This is a genomic window from Actinosynnema sp. NPDC091369 (assembly GCF_044757065.1).
Taxonomy (GTDB): Bacteria; Actinomycetota; Actinomycetes; order Mycobacteriales; family Pseudonocardiaceae; genus Actinosynnema.
Genome location: NZ_JBIVUG010000031.1, coordinates 1 through 14,266 on the forward strand (window position 1 = coordinate 1; position 14,266 = coordinate 14,266).

Consider the following 14,266-nt stretch of genomic DNA (forward strand, 5'->3'; position numbering starts at 1 on the left):
CTGCTCGGGGTACTTCGACTTGCCTGACACGGAGGACATCCTTCCCCCAGAGCGCTGTCTGGGATCAAGGTGTCCGGTTCAAGGGGACAACCTCACACCACCACGACCAGACAGGCCACCAGTAGAGCCGAGCTGCACGTCGATACGCCGCCGACCAGTCCTCGGCAGCCTGATCAACGAGTACGAACCCACTGCAGCCTAACCGCAGGTCAGACTGTGTGGCCGACTATTGGCACCCCACAGGGCATACGGGGCGATCGTGTGATCTGGCGCTGCTACTGCCGTATTCGATCTTCGTTCGAATCGATAGCCAGCTGATATTCCTCGGACGACCCCCGCAGCCAAGGACCTCGAGCTGCTGGTGCGACGACATGACGTCACCGTGCTGCGCCGGACCACCCCTCACCCACAGCAGCACTGGGCCGATCGTGCTGTGCGCGCCTCGTTCACCCGCCGACTCCACGGACTGCTGCGTAAGCACCGGTTGGGAAGGGAACGACGGCTGGGCAACCGCAGGATCGATGGCTGATTACAAGTCGCCAATCAACCCGAACGACAGTCAACCGCATCCTGTGACCTCCTCGCTGCGTACGAAGTGGTCACCCCCGACACCCCAGACGTTGATCAGGGCAATAGATGCGCGACCAGCAGTTTTATCGCTGAAGACAGACGAGTCTGACCACGAATGCGATGGTCCTTGAAGGAGGTCTGCTCCCAAACTGCTCCCCAAAACGATCACTGGCCCGCAAGCGACGATCCGCCTGCGGGCCAGTGACCTGCACAAATACAGTGTGGGCGATACTGGGATCGAACCAGTGACCTCTTCGGTGTGAATGAAGCGGACATAACATCTCTACCAGCGAAAACAGAATCACCGCAGGAAAAACGTGACCACTGGGAGCCGTTGAATGCGATTCGATGCTGTTGAACGCGTCCGACGGCTCCCATTTTGCTCCCACGGTCCGCTCCTGCATGCTCCTCGCGACCCCAGACCGTCACCCGGATCAGACATCGTGGTCGCGGCCAAACTACACCCAGGTCACCAGCAGCACGTCTACCCGGTCCGGGGGGCCCATCAACGAGTACAGCCATGTCGCCTGACCAGCAGCGATGACTTTTCGAGCGGCACAGGGAAGCTCAGATGAATGTTCACCCACATCTGCGAGAGCACTCGCGTCACGAGGGCCGCGCGGGCCAGATGCGAACGATCCATTGTTCGCATCGTGCTTGGTCACCGAGGCTGGTGTCGACCAGGTCGGGCAGGCGACGGGCGCTCAGACGGTAGTCGCCGGGCGCGGGAAGGTCGACGGTGATGTCGGTCGGGCTTCCGGTCGAGGCGGCCAGCAGAAGATTACCGGAATCAATATGGAATCCGCCGGCGTAGGAGTGGTCCCCGACATCATCCGGTTCAGGCTCGGTGTCGTGGAGGTTCACGATCACATCGGCTTCGAGGTTGCGGTCCGTGGCGTGGAACATGGCTCCGCCGGCACCGCTTACCGCGATCCAGTGTGAGTCCATGGTATGGAGATCCGCCGGCGAGGAGTGTCCGGAAAAGTCGAACAGCACGAAGTGCCCGAACTCCAGGGGCAGCCGTGTCCGCCACGTGCGTCGCACCGCGGGTTGCTGTTCGGCCATTCGTCCGCTCCTCGCCGGTCGTATCGGTTACGGCAATCTTAGCGAATACCGGCCCTGGTCGCTCAGTCCCTGATCAGGACATAGTAGGTGTCCTCTTCCAGGATGTGATCACCTGCGGTGAACTGCGACAAGTAGTTGCCTACCTTGGAGTTGTGGACGTTGAGCAGGGGACGCACCGCGTAGCTGCGGGTGCCCGACGCCAAGTAGGAGCCCTGGTGGGTGGTGGCGAACGGGTACTCGTCGCAGTCGTTGGTCTGTCCGTCGGTGCGCTGGGTGTAGGTCGCGCCCCAGTGCTGCTCACAGGTCGCGATCGATTTGTTGCGGTTGGCGGTCCGGAGGGCGCTGTCGTAGTACAGGCGCGACAGCGGGTGGGCGGTGCCGTACTTGCCCGGCACGAAGGTTCCGGGTGTGCCGGGTTTGGTGAGGGTGATGTCGTCCATGGCGTCCTTGAGGAACGCCACCGACTCGGAGGACGTCGTGTCCGACAGCAACAGTTGGAAGATGCCGGACGCCTCGTGGAAGACACAGTCGCTGCCGCGCACGTAGCCGGTGTTGACCACGGTGCGCGCGATGTCGCAGCGCAGGTTGAACTCGGGCCAGGTCACGAAGTCCTGCTGGAACGGGATGCCGGTCTCGATGTACCAGTAGGGGTTGAACTGATAGAAGCTGCGCTGTTCGTTGAGCGCGGGGTCGTCGGGTCGTGGGCTGCTAGCGCCCGAGAACGTCACTGTGGTGTCACGCCGACCGTTGGCCTGCCAGTTGGCGATCGTATCGTCGTGGGTCAGGGTGCCGGGGTTGCATTCGGGGCCGGACGGGTCCGGGTCCCAACAGCCGGCGCCGAAGCTCAGCCGCTGGCTTTTCGGGAAGTTTCCGGCCGCATCGAACCAGTCGAACAGGTCCACGGTCGTTTTCGCACTGCGTGCGTCCTTGTTCATGCTGATCAGGAACATGGCCTTGAACTGGATCGCGGCCTCGGTGATCAGGATGCCGTTCTGCAGCTTCATCTTGCGTGCGACCAGGAGTTGCCCGAAACAGGCGTTGAAACGATTTTTATACCACCTGGGAGGTGCGGGTGAGGGCGCGTTCTCGTAGAAGTTTTTGCAGTCGTCGTGCGTGATCGGGTCGTCGACCGGCGCGAAATCCGATGCCGTCACGGATCGGGTTCCCACCTGGTCCGGTAACGCTACGACCGCCTTGCCGGGACGTGCGATTTCGGCCAGTTCCTGTGCGGTGACCGGGCGACGTTCGGGACGTCGATCCGAGCGGATCGGATCGACGTCGCCTGCCGGGAACCCCGAGGCGTTGAGGCTGGCGGACATCGGGAACGATTCGATCGTGATGATTGACGTGTCGGCTGCCGACGCGGATGGCGTGACGACACCGCCGAACGTCAGGGCGACCGCCACCGGAATGATTAACAACGATCTCAATGCAGATCTACTGTGCACCCGGCAGTCCAATTAAGGCTCAAATGAAGAACTCCGGCCCGAAGGGCGGGAGGACGGACGTCGTCGACCAGGTCGACACCGAGGACGCTAGCAGCCAAAACATTCACGTCCACTGAATAGATCCAGAACCACCTGAACGCCACGAGCATCGGCCGATGCACTACCCGCAGATATCGAATCGACTTGTCAATCGTTGAAGACGTGACTCACGTCGCCGGGTTTCCGATTGCATGTGGACATCCCCAGCCACTTGGCCGCACGTCAACGGCTACATACGGTGACGCGCGTCCTGCCCGGCACCACTCTCGTCACAAGGACACTCCGGTCGTCTGTCGTCACTGGTGTCCGGTGGTGGGTGGACGGTCTGACGACGGCTCGCGGGCGGTGTCGCGGGAATCGTCGAAGGTGAGGCCTGTGGGGTGCCAGAACTCTGCGCTGAGGCGCTGAGCTGCGGTAATCACACACCACGTGCTGCAGGGGCATGACCGTGAGGCGTGTGGAGTGCCAGAACTCTGCGCTGAGGCGCTGAGCTGCGGTGATCGCGCATCACGTGCCGTAGGAGCATGATCGTGAGGCGTGGCGCTACGACTGCTGTACCTGATCTTCGTCCGGGTCGTCGGCTGGTTGGTCGTGCTCGGCCGGTCATCGGCGACCAAGGACGCTGAGCTGCTGGTGCTGCGGCACGAAGTCGCCGTACTGCGCCAAACCAACCCCCGCCCGCGGCTGGAGTGGGCCGACCGCGCGGTGCTCGCCGCACTAGTTCGCCGATTCCCTCCGCTGCTGCGCGAGCACCGGTTAGTGACGCCAGCCAACGTCCTTCGATGGCACCGGCGCCTGGTCGTGAAGAAGTGGACCTACCCGAACCGGATCGGGCGACCGCCGCTCGACGACACCATCGTGGCGTTGATCGAACGGATGGCCCGGGAGAACGCGGGCTGGGGCTACCGCCGGATCCAGGGCGAGCTGCTCAAGCTCGGACACCGTGTAGCCGCGTCAACAGTTCACCGCGTCTTGAAGCGCCTGCGGGTACCGCCCGCGCCCCGACGCGACAGCGACGCCTCGTCGCGGCGGTTCCTCCGCGCCCAGGCCGCGAGCATGGTGGCCTGCGATGTCTTCCATGTCGACTGCGCGGTCACCCTCAAACGCGTCTACGTGTTCTTCGTGATGGAGGTCGCCACCCGCTACGTCCGCATCCTCGGCACCATCAACCCCGACGGAGCATGGACCACCCAACAAGCCCGCAACCTACTCATGTGCCTCGGCGACCGGGCAGACGATTTCCGATTCCCCATCCGCGACCGAGCCAGCCAGTTCACCGCCTCGTTCGACGCGGTCTTCTCCGGTGAAGGCATCCAGGTCGTGAAGATCCCGCCACGGCGTCCATGAGCCAACGCCAACGCCGGGCGGTTCGTCAGAACCGTCAGACGCGAAGCCACCGACCGCCTGCTCATCATCAACGAACGCCACCTGCGGACGGTGCTGGACCGCTACGCGGCCCACTACAACCACCGCCGACCCCACCGAGCGCTCCAGCTCGCACCACCACGACCGGACAGCCCAGCAGTAGAGCCGAGCTGCACGTCGATACGTCGTCGACCAGTCCTCAACGGCCTGATCAACGAGTACGAACCCACTTGCCGCCTAACCGCAGGTCAAACCGTGTGGCCGACTATTGGCACCCCACAGGTCATTCGACCGGAGGACGAGCCGGGCTAGGCACCGAATCTCCGTGCGCTAGGATATGGATGTGGCTGGTGCGCAGGCCATTCTCCGAGCGTCGAGACCGCCCACACCGGTCGACGTGTCGAGGACGAGGTTCGATGAACCGCGCACTTCGCCGCTAGCGTCCTACTTATGCGACCAACGGAGGAGTGTGGGCCTTCGCGGTGGGATCTGAACATGGTTCGGGACAGGCATTTCAAGGCGACCGTGCGCAATCGCATGGGTGTCGCCGGGCAGACTTACCAGCAAGCTCGGCGCCACGTCCTCCAGCAGTTGACCCACGTGGGTGACTTCAGGCACCTCCCGGTGATGTGGGACGTTGCCGGCGACACGGGTCGTTTCAACCCTCCGCCGGTCAAGATGCATCGCGCGGCTCTCGGTGCGGTTGAACTTGCTTTCCGTGGCACTGAAATCCTGACCGGTGCTCAAATGCGAGATTATTGGCGCACCCTTGACGGCCATATTGATTTCGACTGGCACGGTGGCCCGTACGCCTATGAGGTCGTTCGCGAGCTGATCTCGGACGCGGAAAATCCGGAGGCGCCTGGACTGGAGCCTGGTGAACTGTGCCCCGGCGTCAACCGGTTGGGCGACCTCAACGCTGTGTGGATCTACGGCGTCAGGGTCCGCTTCCGTCCGTATGAGCCGATCGGTGCCGAAGCCAGTTATCGACTGGCGTGGAAGAAACTCGACGACGCTACCGCTTAGACGACGTCGAGCGATCGTGTGCGCCTGGTGGGATACCCAGCATCTGGCGGTATCCCACCAGCGTCACTGGGTGCTGCGGCTCGACGCGGACGTGCGGAGTGCCGGGCCGGCATCAGTTGTGGCGACGGGGGTCGGCGTTGCGGAGCCTGTGGGGTTTCAGAACTCTGCGCTGAGGCGCTGAGCTGCGGTGATCGCACACTATGGGCTGGAGGAGCATGATCGTGAGGCGTGGTGCTACGACTGCTGTACCTGGTCTTCGTCCGGGTCGTCGGCTGGTTGGTTCTGCTTGGCCGGTCATCGGCGGGCAAGGACGTGGAGTTGCTGGTGCTGCGGCACGAAGTCGCCGTGCTGCGCCGAACCAACCCTCGCCCGCGGTTGGACTGGACCGATCGCGCGGTGCTCGCCGTGTTGGTGCGACGCCTACCCGGCTGGTTACGGGAACACCGGTTGGTGACACCGGGGACCCTCCTGCGATGGCACCGGCGCCTGGTCGCGAAGAAGTGGACCTACCCCAACCGCACCGGCCTGTGCCTGCCGGTAACTGGGCCTGACCCGTTCTGACGGACATCCGAGATCAGGGGACGCGGGTCCCTGGAGGGATGTCCCATCATGGAGCCCATGGGTAGGAAGAAGCGGCGGCCTCGGCGGTCGTTCACCCCGGAGTTCAAGGCCGAGATCGTGGAGCTGTGCTCGCGCGGTGACCGGTCGGTGGGCCAGGTCGCGAAGGACTTCGACCTGACCGAGACCGCGGTGCGGCAGTGGGTCGTGCAGGCCGAGCGTGACGCCGGCACCCGCGCCGACGGGTTGACCACCGACGAGCGGGAGGAGCTCACGAGGCTGCGGCGGGAGAACCGCCGCCTGACCGAGGACGTAGAGATCCTCAAGCGCGCCACGGCTTTCTTCGCGAAGGAGATCCGGTGAACGTGTATCCGTTCATCGAGGCGGAGCGAGCGGGCGGCGGCAACGTCACACGGGCGTGCACGCTGCTGAAGGTCTCCCGGTCCTGTGCCGCTCGAAAAGTCATTGCTGCTGGTAGAGCGGGGTGTAGCCGCGTTGGGACCATGTCCGGGTGATCGTGTCCCTGCTGTACAAGGTGACCCGGAAGTTGCTGTCCGTCCCGTCGGTGCTGCTGCGCAGCGAGGCAGCGAAGGACGCCGAGCTGCTCGTGCTGCGGCACGAGAACGCGGTCCTCCGTCGGCAACTCGCGGGTCAGGTCCGCTACGAACCCGCGGACCGGCTCTGGTTCGCCGCCCTGTCCGCACTGGTAAATCGCCGCCGATGGCGGGAGGTCTTCCCGGTCACACCGGGCACCCTGCTCGCCTGGCATCGCAGGTTCGTGGCCCGCAAGTGGGACCACACCGCGCGTCGACGTACCGGACGCCCACCAACCCGAGCGGCGGTCAAGACGCTCGTGCTGCGACTCGCCAAGGAGAACCCGCGATGGGGCCATCGGCGGATCCAAGGTGAGCTGGCCACCCGACGCCTGCACATCACCGGAGTCACCGCCCACCCGACCCAGGTGTGGACCACACAGCAGGCCAGAAACCTCACCGCCGACCTCGGCACCGCATGGAGTCCCTGCGCTTCCTTCTCCGGGACCGCGACGGCAAGTACAACCAGACGTTCGACGCCGTCTTCCAGGCTGACGACCTGCACGTGATCAACAGCGCCCCACAGGCGCCCCGGATGAACGCCCACTGCGAACGGGTCATCGGCACCATCAGACGCGAACTCCTCGACCACATCCTGATCCTGGACGAGACCCACGCAGACCAGGTCCTCAAGATCTACGAAGACCACTACAACCGACACCGCCCCCACCAGGCTCGAGACCAGCTACCGCCCGAGGCTGACCAGAACCCTCCCGCGCTACACGACCTGGACACCCACAGACTGCTCCGCACCCGCGTCCTCGGCGGCCTCATCAACGAGTACAGACATGTCGCTTGACCAGCAGCGATGACTTTTCGAGCGGCACAAGGTCGCCAGCCGGCCGGTCTACATGGCGATGGCCGTGACCACAGAGGGCCACCGCGACATCCTCGGTCTGTGGGCCGGCGACGGCGGCGGGGGCGCGAAGTACTGGCTGCACGTTCTGACGGAGCTGCGCAACCGCGGTGTCGCCGACGTGCTGATGCTGGTCTGCGACGGGCTGACCGGGCTGCCCGACGCGGTCACCACGGTCTGGCCGCGCACGGTCGTGCAGACTTGCATCGTGCACCTGCTGCGCAACAGCTTCCGCTACGCCGGCCGCCAGCACTGGGACGCCATCGCCAAGGCCCTCAAGCCCGTCTACACCGCCCCGACCGAGGCCGCCGCGAAGGAACGGTTCGCCGAGTTCGCCGACGCCTGGGGCAACCGCTATCCGGCCATCGTCCGGCTGTGGGGCAACGCCTGGGCCGAGTTCTTGCCCTTCCTGGCCTTCGACGTGGAGATCCGGCGGGTGATCTGCTCGACCAACGCTATCGAGTCCGTCAACGCCCGCATCCGCCGCGCGGTCAAGGCCCGCGGCCACTTCCCCAACGAGCAGGCCGGGTTGACCGGTTGAATCCACCCTTACCCCACACGCACAACCACCGGTCGTAGGCATCAGTACGCTGGCACACCTGCGTCGGTGTTCATCGAGACGATGACACTGCGCCGGCCATACTATTCGCCGTCGACGCCTTCAGTGTTGCCGCCGGTCAACCGATTGTACAGCTCCCCGTACCTACTATGAGCATCGACCAATAGCTGATGATAACTCATAATGGAGTACCCTTCGCCGAAAGCGTCGAAGTCAAAGGAGGGGTCAAACTTATCGCCAAGGAGAATCACCTCGATATTGGAGGACGGAAACCCGGCAAGGGCGGTGGCGAAGACTTTCTTGTATTGCATAACTTGAAGAAGTTCATCGGCACCGATCGTGACACCCGGGCGCTTAAATTCGATGACAATAAGCTTCTTGGCTGCTCCGTCGGCGTCAGCTAGAGGTCGATCGTCGTAGCAGGCTAGATCCGGTCGTTTGGCGGCAGCGAATTTGAATCGGGCATCGAGCTTGTCGCCAAGGACAGTTGCGAATTGCTTGTTGTCGAACCAGTAAGTGAGGCTTGACCTCAGGAGCCAGATGTTCTTGGCGATGATTTTATGAACTTCGTTCTCCAGCACTCCTTCATCTACTTTCTTACATCGACACGCACTCGTCCAGCCACTGCACGGGTAACAGCGGGGCGAGCGCCACGAGGGCGCTGGAACGCCGATACTCCTGGGTCATGCGGCGGCAGATGGCCAGCGCTTGCGCGGCCGTCAGCACACCTTCGGTGTATGCGGCGGCGAGCAGCGCCACGGGCACTTTGTCGCTGCGAGCCACGACGCTGGCTTTGGCCAGGGCGCACAGGAACTGGATCTCCACGGCCGAGTCGAGGTCGGCACACGACGGGTCGCGCACTTCCCGTTCGGCGCATCGCCATGCGCGGTCACAGTCGTTGAGGAAGCCCGCGTCAGTGCCGGCCACGGCATTCCACGCCGCCAGCCACGACGGATTGATGAGCTCGTAGACCCGGTCGCCGGGCGCGTGCGCGGCTTCCAGGTGCGCGCCGTAGGTGGTCACCGCATAGAACGGTGCTTCACGAGGGCTCAGGACGCCGTCGCGGACGGCGGTCAGCACGCGGTGCCCGTAGTCGGTGAACGCCGCGGTCCACCTCGCTTGCTGTTTGCGACCCATCAGGTCGTGGAAGAACGTCCCGAACCGTGGGTGGGAGAAGACCAACCCCTGCTCGACGCCGTCACCGATCACGAACCGGCCCGCGACGCGAATCAGCAGGTTCAGCTCGACACCGGTCGGCGCGGCGGGATCCAGCTCCGCTAGGTCGTCGCGGCTCACCGGGCCGAGCGCGCAGGCGAGGAGATCTAGGAATTCCTGCAGCTGGCGCTGCTTGCCAGGCACCGTGTACCCGGTGTCCTGCCAGATGCGCTCCAGCTCGCGCCGCCACCGGTCGTAGTAGCCGCGCATGCCCTTCTCGATCGACGGCAACTCCTCTGGAGACAACCGGACGGCGTCAGGGCCTCGCTCGACGAGGGACTCGACGTACAACCGCACCAGCAGCGGGTCCCCCTCGCTGAGCCGGTGCAGCTCACCGACGATGTCGACCCGGCTCACGAGGCCCGCCAGCGGGTCTCCCATCGCGTGCAGCACATCGGCCACCCCATCGGCATCAAGCGGTGGCAGCGCTATGGACCGCGCCAACGCGGGACTGACCCAGTTGAGCCGCCGCCGCCAACTGGTCTCGTCCGCATCACCGCCGACGTACCTCGCCGACACCAGCAGCCGCACACCCGGCGGCGGAGAATGGGGGAACAGGTGGACGCCCGCGTCCCAGCCGACCGCCTCGTCCAACCCGTCGATGACGACCAAGAGCGGCCGGTCTGACCGCGGTTGGCGGCCGAGGTACGCACTGATCTCCGCCTGCCACTGGTCAGAAGAGCGGTCGGCGCTCGTCAGCTTTTCGCCGTAGTGAGCCGCCAGTCGGGAGGCGAGCATCGGCAGCGCGACCGACGCCTGGGCGGTGTTGAAGCGGATACTGATGGGCACGAACACGACGTCGGCGCGGCCGTCGGCCTGCACGCGGGTGGCCCAGTTCGCCAGCAGCGCGGACTTGCCGCGCCCGGCCTCGGCCGTGAGCAGGGCGTAGGGAGCGGCGTTCTCCTCGGTGAGCCACGACGTGAGCGCGGCCAACTCGGCGTCCCGGCCACCGAAGGGCACCTTGTGGCCCTCGGAGCGGCCTAAGTACTCGGCGAGGAAGTTGTCTACCCACTCGGAGAACGGCTCGCCCGCGTCGACCAGCTTTTGTGTACCAGCCGGTGCCGCTCGGCGCACGTAAGGCGTCGGGGGCAACGTGGCCGTCGGCGTGATGGTCGTGTGGTAGATGCTCACCAAATTGGCCACGCCGATGGCCGTCCCCGGACCCGACACTCGCACACCGCCGCTCAGCGACACCATCGGAGTCGTCACCGCAGGGCCAGAGTGGTGCTCCGACGCGGCTCGCCCTACCTCCGCGTCGGCTCGGGAGGGTCCGGCGGCCGCTGTCCGACGTTTACCTGCCCTCCGCTGACCACACCGAACGTTGGTCCCGTCCCGCTGCCATGCACACCGCCCTCGACGCGTACACCACTACCCGTCTCGTTTGGCCCCGCGGACGCCGACCGATTGTGCGCACGCCACTGCAGGCTGAACGCCGCCAACGCCAGAAACAGCCCCAACACCGCAGCGACCCAACTCAGGCCCTCCACTACAAATCGCGCGGGGTGCTGGTCGTCGGACAACCAGTTCAGCAAACCGAACCGTAACAGCGCCCATACGCCAGCAGCGACTACCGCCGCCACGACCGGACGCCACCACCTACCCATCCAGCCCTCTCCTCCAGCCCTTTGGTGCGATGCCTCGACAGCAACGGTATCGACACCCTCGAACTACTGTCGCATCAACGAGCGAGTCGCCAATGCGACGTGCTGGACCATGAGATCCACGCTTGGACGTCGCACCGTCGAAACGCAGCTCACGACCTTGGACGAAGGTGCAGGCGAGCGCGCGGGGTGCGGCCGATCTTCCCACCTCGACACGATGCTCGGCACACGGCTCACGCACTGGGTTCCTCGAACGCTGCACTCTGTGCCTGCCGAAGTCCCGTGGGCAAGACCGCGTAGCAGGTCGTCCAGGGGCGTGCTTCCGGCGATCGTGTGGGGTGTCAGAAGTCTGCATTGGGCTGCCGAGCTGCGACGATCGCGCACGCTGGACCACCAGGGCATGATCGTGGGGTGTGGCGTTACGACTGCTTTACCTGCTCTTCGTCCGGCTCGTCGGCTGGCTGATCCTGCTCGGCCGGTCCTCCGCGGCCAAGGACGTGGAGTTGCTGGTACTGCGGCACGAGATCGCCGTTCTGCGCCGAACCAACCCCCGCCCGAGGCTGGACTGGACCGATCGAGCTGTGCTCGCCGCGCTGGTTCGCCGACTCCCCCGACGGCTGTGGGAGCACCGGTTGGTGACACCGGGGGAACCATCCTGCGCTGGCATCGACGCCTGGTCGCGAGGAAGTGGACCCACCCGCACCGCACCGGCAGACCGCCGGTCGACGACACCGTCGTGGCGTTGATCCAACGAATGGCGCGGGAGAACACCGGCTGGGGCTACCGCAGAATCCAGGGCGAACTGCTCAAGCTCGGCCACCGGGTAGCCGCCTCAACGGTTCGCCGCCTGCTCCAGCGCCCGCGAATACCGCCCACACCCCGGCGCGACACCGACCTGTCATGGCGACGGTTCCTCCGCGCCCAGGCCACGAGCATGCTGGCCTGAGACTTCCTCCACGTCGACTGCGCCCTCACCCTCACACGCGTGTACGTCTTCTTCGTAATGGAAGTCGCCACCCGCTACGGTCCACATCCTCAGCACCACCACCAACCCCGACGGGGCATGGACCACCCAACAAGCCCGCAACCTGCTCATGAACCTCGACAACCGGGCAGACGGCCTCCGGTTCCTCATCCGCGACCGGGCCGGACAGTTCACCGCCTCGTTCGACGCGGCCCTCTCCGGCGCGGGCATCCAGGCCGTGAAGATCCCGCCACGGTGCCCACGGGCCAACGCCAACGCCGAGCGGTTCGTTGGAACCGTCAGGCGAGAAGTCACCGACCGCCTGCTCATCATCAATGAACACCACCTCCGGACCGTGCTGAACCGCTACGCGGCCCACTACAACCACCGCAGACCACGCCAAGCACTCCAGCTCGCACCACCACGACCCCACAAGCCAGCAGAGCCGAGCCACACGTCGATACGCCGCCGACCAGTCCTCGGCGGCCTGATCAACGAGTACGAACCCACAGCAGCATAAACGCAGATCAGACCGCGTGACCGACTACTGGCGCCCCACAGGCACCGCCCGGTGGACCGGGTAGCCTGACCACACCTTATGGACCCTGTCCGTCAAAACGGGCCAATCCCAAAACCCATCTCGAACCTCCCTATGGCAGGCTACGCCACATTGGTTCTCCGCGACCACGTTCCACTCAGCAGTCGCACTGCTGTCGATGTCTCGCTGTACTTACCGTCGCGTTCGCGTGGCGGGAAGCACAGGTACTCTATGCGGGTTCCGAGGTTCGTGGCGAGAGTTCCACCCTGTCTTTGGCAAGAGCATACGGGCAATTTCGGAAACCACAGGTGAATAGCGGCACTCAGTTCACCCGTTCGGCCCTGAAGGAGCTGCAACCCGGGCGAGCAGGTACTCGCACCGATCGTGGTCGACCACGATCTCGTATCGAGACGCGATCCTGTTCATGGATCCCAAGGGGATTTCGTACACGTCCCCGGCGCCGACGTCGTCCAACTCCAGGTAATCCAATACCTCGTCGTCGGAGAATCCTTCCAAGATGCGGTAGCCCACGAACTCGCCTGTCGCCCTATCGAAGGTCTCCAAGCTCCAAACGTGTTCGGACATCAGCAATCACCTAGCTTGCGCCCTGGCACCGGCTGACCCTTCTGTCCCGGCAACTGCTTGCCAGTGTTCGGGTCGAACTCGCCGACATGTTTCGCGTTCTTTTTCTTATTGGTCCACATTTCAACCGTTCCATGCATAGAGTCCCACTCCAGGATGCTCCCATTGGGCAACTCCCACCGTGCCCGGCTTCCGCCACCCTTCACGGGCGACCCGCGGCCGACATACCGCGCATCGGGGAACCCTGGCAGTTTCTTGCCCGGCGGAGGAGGAGTGTAGCCGCCGTCGTTGTGCACCAAAACCGGTGTTTCGCCAGCGACGACATAGAAGGTATGCACACCTTCCACACTCAGGTTATACGTCCTCAGTTCCGAAACGTAGTGGTGGGTGTCCAGCACGACGGCGCGTCCGTTGCCCGGGGTGTTGAGTTCGTCCCCCTTGGACAGGTCTTCCGCATTCGTCCACTTCCCTGCGGTGGCACTATAGATCGGGTGATGTGCTGTCGTTCTAATGGTCTTCGCGCCGCCGGGGCTATCCACTGTCACATCGACGTAATGCTTATCCTCGGTGGTTACGTGGACCTGGGTGACAAGGTGCTTCTCACTCGCAGGGACTTCCGGCTCGCTATTGAGCACCGCCTCGCCGACCTTGATCTGATCGATACGTTTGGCGTTGCCGTCGCCCATCAGGATTAGCGTGTCGCCGGTGAAGCTGTTCGGGCACATCGCTTTGGATCCACCAGGCGGCTTCTTCAACGCCTTGTAGGAGGCGGCCGAGCCGAGGATGCCTTCACCGAGGCTGCCGTACACGCCGTAGTTGTGGGCAATCACATCGGTCCACATCTCGCGCTGGCAGTCCTTGACCCGTTCACAGGCTTTTTCGAGTTGGCTGAGCAGCTCGGCTTCGTCGAGTTCGCCGTAGAGCGCGCGACTGTTGTGATCCTCGCCCAGCAACTGTTTGATGACCTGGCGGCGCAGTTGCGCACCGTACTTGGCACTGTGCTTGCCCAGTGAGTAGTTGCCGATGTAATACTCTTCGGTTTCGTAGTCGTACGCGGTACTGAAGCCGCCGCCCCATTCCGTGGTACCCCAGTTGTCGGGGTTGTCCATGTTGTCCGGGTCTGCGCCGACGTTGTCGTAGTTGGGCGTGCTGCAGCCGTCCCCGTCGGGACCGCAGTTGGCGATGAGGCCGGGGGACTGTAAAACGAGTGGTGTAACTCCTGATCAAGGATGCGCACCTGATGACCGAGATGATGTCCGGCGTGGAGCACGCCGATGACACGACGCC

At 64.3% G+C, this 14,266-nt stretch carries 14 protein-coding genes, 1 tRNA gene and 2 pseudogenes; 10 read left to right on the forward strand and 7 right to left on the reverse strand.

From position 1 onward, the window contains the following. Positions 1-792: 792 nt before the first annotated feature. The 3 genes from ACIQMJ_RS40650 to ACIQMJ_RS40660 form a co-directional block, all read right to left on the reverse strand. Positions 793-876 (reverse strand) — tRNA-OTHER (locus tag ACIQMJ_RS40650). 300 nt (positions 877-1,176) lie between these two features. Next, positions 1,177-1,635, reverse strand: coding sequence for a hypothetical protein (locus ACIQMJ_RS40655; RefSeq protein WP_499766355.1), 459 nt, complete (start codon positions 1,633-1,635; stop codon positions 1,177-1,179). A gap of 62 nt (positions 1,636-1,697) precedes the next feature. Further along, on the reverse strand, positions 1,698-3,041 hold the full coding sequence (locus tag ACIQMJ_RS40660; protein WP_499766356.1) for a NucA/NucB deoxyribonuclease domain-containing protein: 1,344 nt from the start codon (positions 3,039-3,041) through the stop codon (positions 1,698-1,700). A gap of 618 nt (positions 3,042-3,659) precedes the next feature. Between ACIQMJ_RS40660 and ACIQMJ_RS40665 the strand changes: the two genes are divergently transcribed. The 8 genes and pseudogenes from ACIQMJ_RS40665 to ACIQMJ_RS40700 all read left to right on the forward strand — a co-directional run. Then, positions 3,660-4,469 (forward strand): transposase family protein, encoded by an 810-nt coding sequence (locus tag ACIQMJ_RS40665; protein ID WP_499766357.1) that lies wholly within the window; start codon positions 3,660-3,662, stop codon positions 4,467-4,469. A 63-nt stretch (positions 4,470-4,532) separates the two neighbouring features. Further along, complete coding sequence (locus tag ACIQMJ_RS40670; protein WP_499766368.1) at positions 4,533-4,799, forward strand: integrase core domain-containing protein; 267 nt, start codon at positions 4,533-4,535, stop codon at positions 4,797-4,799. 183 nt (positions 4,800-4,982) lie between these two features. Then, on the forward strand, positions 4,983-5,513 hold the full coding sequence (locus ACIQMJ_RS40675) for a hypothetical protein (RefSeq protein ID WP_499766358.1): 531 nt from the start codon (positions 4,983-4,985) through the stop codon (positions 5,511-5,513). 228 nt (positions 5,514-5,741) lie between these two features. Continuing rightward, positions 5,742-6,074 carry an integrase gene (locus ACIQMJ_RS40680; RefSeq protein WP_499766359.1) on the forward strand — a complete coding sequence of 111 codons (333 nt, stop codon included), beginning with the start codon at positions 5,742-5,744 and terminating at the stop codon, positions 6,072-6,074. A gap of 57 nt (positions 6,075-6,131) precedes the next feature. Further along, positions 6,132-6,416: pseudogene (locus tag ACIQMJ_RS40685) on the forward strand (transposase); the annotation flags it as partial. Between the two features lie 202 nt (positions 6,417-6,618). Continuing rightward, positions 6,619-7,173 carry a hypothetical protein gene (locus ACIQMJ_RS40690; RefSeq protein WP_499766360.1) on the forward strand — a complete coding sequence of 185 codons (555 nt, stop codon included), beginning with the start codon at positions 6,619-6,621 and terminating at the stop codon, positions 7,171-7,173. Continuing rightward, positions 7,170-7,463 carry an integrase core domain-containing protein gene (locus tag ACIQMJ_RS40695; RefSeq protein ID WP_499766361.1) on the forward strand — a complete coding sequence of 98 codons (294 nt, stop codon included), beginning with the start codon at positions 7,170-7,172 and terminating at the stop codon, positions 7,461-7,463. The genes ACIQMJ_RS40690 and ACIQMJ_RS40695 overlap by 4 nt, the downstream gene beginning before the upstream one ends. Before the next feature lie 28 nt (positions 7,464-7,491). Next, a pseudogene (locus ACIQMJ_RS40700) lies at positions 7,492-8,052 on the forward strand (IS256 family transposase); the annotation flags it as partial. A 110-nt stretch (positions 8,053-8,162) separates the two neighbouring features. On the opposite strand, the gene ACIQMJ_RS40705 reads toward ACIQMJ_RS40700, so the two are convergent. Both ACIQMJ_RS40705 and ACIQMJ_RS40710 read right to left on the reverse strand, forming a co-directional pair. Continuing rightward, the gene (locus ACIQMJ_RS40705; protein WP_499766362.1) at positions 8,163-8,660 is read right to left on the reverse strand and encodes a hypothetical protein; all 498 of its coding nucleotides are present in this window, start codon (positions 8,658-8,660) and stop codon (positions 8,163-8,165) included. A 16-nt stretch (positions 8,661-8,676) separates the two neighbouring features. Beyond that, positions 8,677-10,491 (reverse strand): AAA family ATPase, encoded by a 1,815-nt coding sequence (locus ACIQMJ_RS40710; RefSeq protein ID WP_499766363.1) that lies wholly within the window; start codon positions 10,489-10,491, stop codon positions 8,677-8,679. A gap of 1,146 nt (positions 10,492-11,637) precedes the next feature. Between ACIQMJ_RS40710 and ACIQMJ_RS40715 the strand changes: the two genes are divergently transcribed. Both ACIQMJ_RS40715 and ACIQMJ_RS40720 read left to right on the forward strand, forming a co-directional pair. Then, positions 11,638-11,841, forward strand: coding sequence for a hypothetical protein (locus tag ACIQMJ_RS40715; RefSeq protein ID WP_499766364.1), 204 nt, complete (start codon positions 11,638-11,640; stop codon positions 11,839-11,841). A 148-nt stretch (positions 11,842-11,989) separates the two neighbouring features. Then, positions 11,990-12,379 (forward strand): integrase core domain-containing protein, encoded by a 390-nt coding sequence (locus ACIQMJ_RS40720; protein WP_499766365.1) that lies wholly within the window; start codon positions 11,990-11,992, stop codon positions 12,377-12,379. A 345-nt stretch (positions 12,380-12,724) separates the two neighbouring features. Here ACIQMJ_RS40720 and ACIQMJ_RS40725 read toward each other — a convergent pair whose 3' ends face one another. Both ACIQMJ_RS40725 and ACIQMJ_RS40730 read right to left on the reverse strand, forming a co-directional pair. Beyond that, positions 12,725-12,982 (reverse strand): DUF7683 domain-containing protein, encoded by a 258-nt coding sequence (locus tag ACIQMJ_RS40725; protein WP_499766366.1) that lies wholly within the window; start codon positions 12,980-12,982, stop codon positions 12,725-12,727. Then, the gene (locus ACIQMJ_RS40730; RefSeq protein ID WP_499766367.1) at positions 12,982-14,088 is read right to left on the reverse strand and encodes a colicin E3/pyocin S6 family cytotoxin; all 1,107 of its coding nucleotides are present in this window, start codon (positions 14,086-14,088) and stop codon (positions 12,982-12,984) included. The genes ACIQMJ_RS40725 and ACIQMJ_RS40730 overlap by 1 nt, the downstream gene beginning before the upstream one ends. Positions 14,089-14,266 lie beyond the last annotated feature (178 nt).

Coding starts and splice junctions, on each gene's coding strand:
- ACIQMJ_RS40710 (WP_499766363.1), bottom strand. CDS start 10,491: ATGGTGTCGCTGAGCGGCGGTGTGCGAGTGTCGGGTCCGGGGACGGCC.
- ACIQMJ_RS40655 (WP_499766355.1), bottom strand. CDS start 1,635: ATGGCCGAACAGCAACCCGCGGTGCGACGCACGTGGCGGACACGGCTG.
- ACIQMJ_RS40675 (WP_499766358.1), top strand. CDS start 4,983: ATGGTTCGGGACAGGCATTTCAAGGCGACCGTGCGCAATCGCATGGGT.
- ACIQMJ_RS40730 (WP_499766367.1), bottom strand. CDS start 14,088: ATGGACAACCCCGACAACTGGGGTACCACGGAATGGGGCGGCGGCTTC.
- ACIQMJ_RS40725 (WP_499766366.1), bottom strand. CDS start 12,982: ATGTCCGAACACGTTTGGAGCTTGGAGACCTTCGATAGGGCGACAGGC.
- ACIQMJ_RS40720 (WP_499766365.1), top strand. CDS start 11,990: ATGAACCTCGACAACCGGGCAGACGGCCTCCGGTTCCTCATCCGCGAC.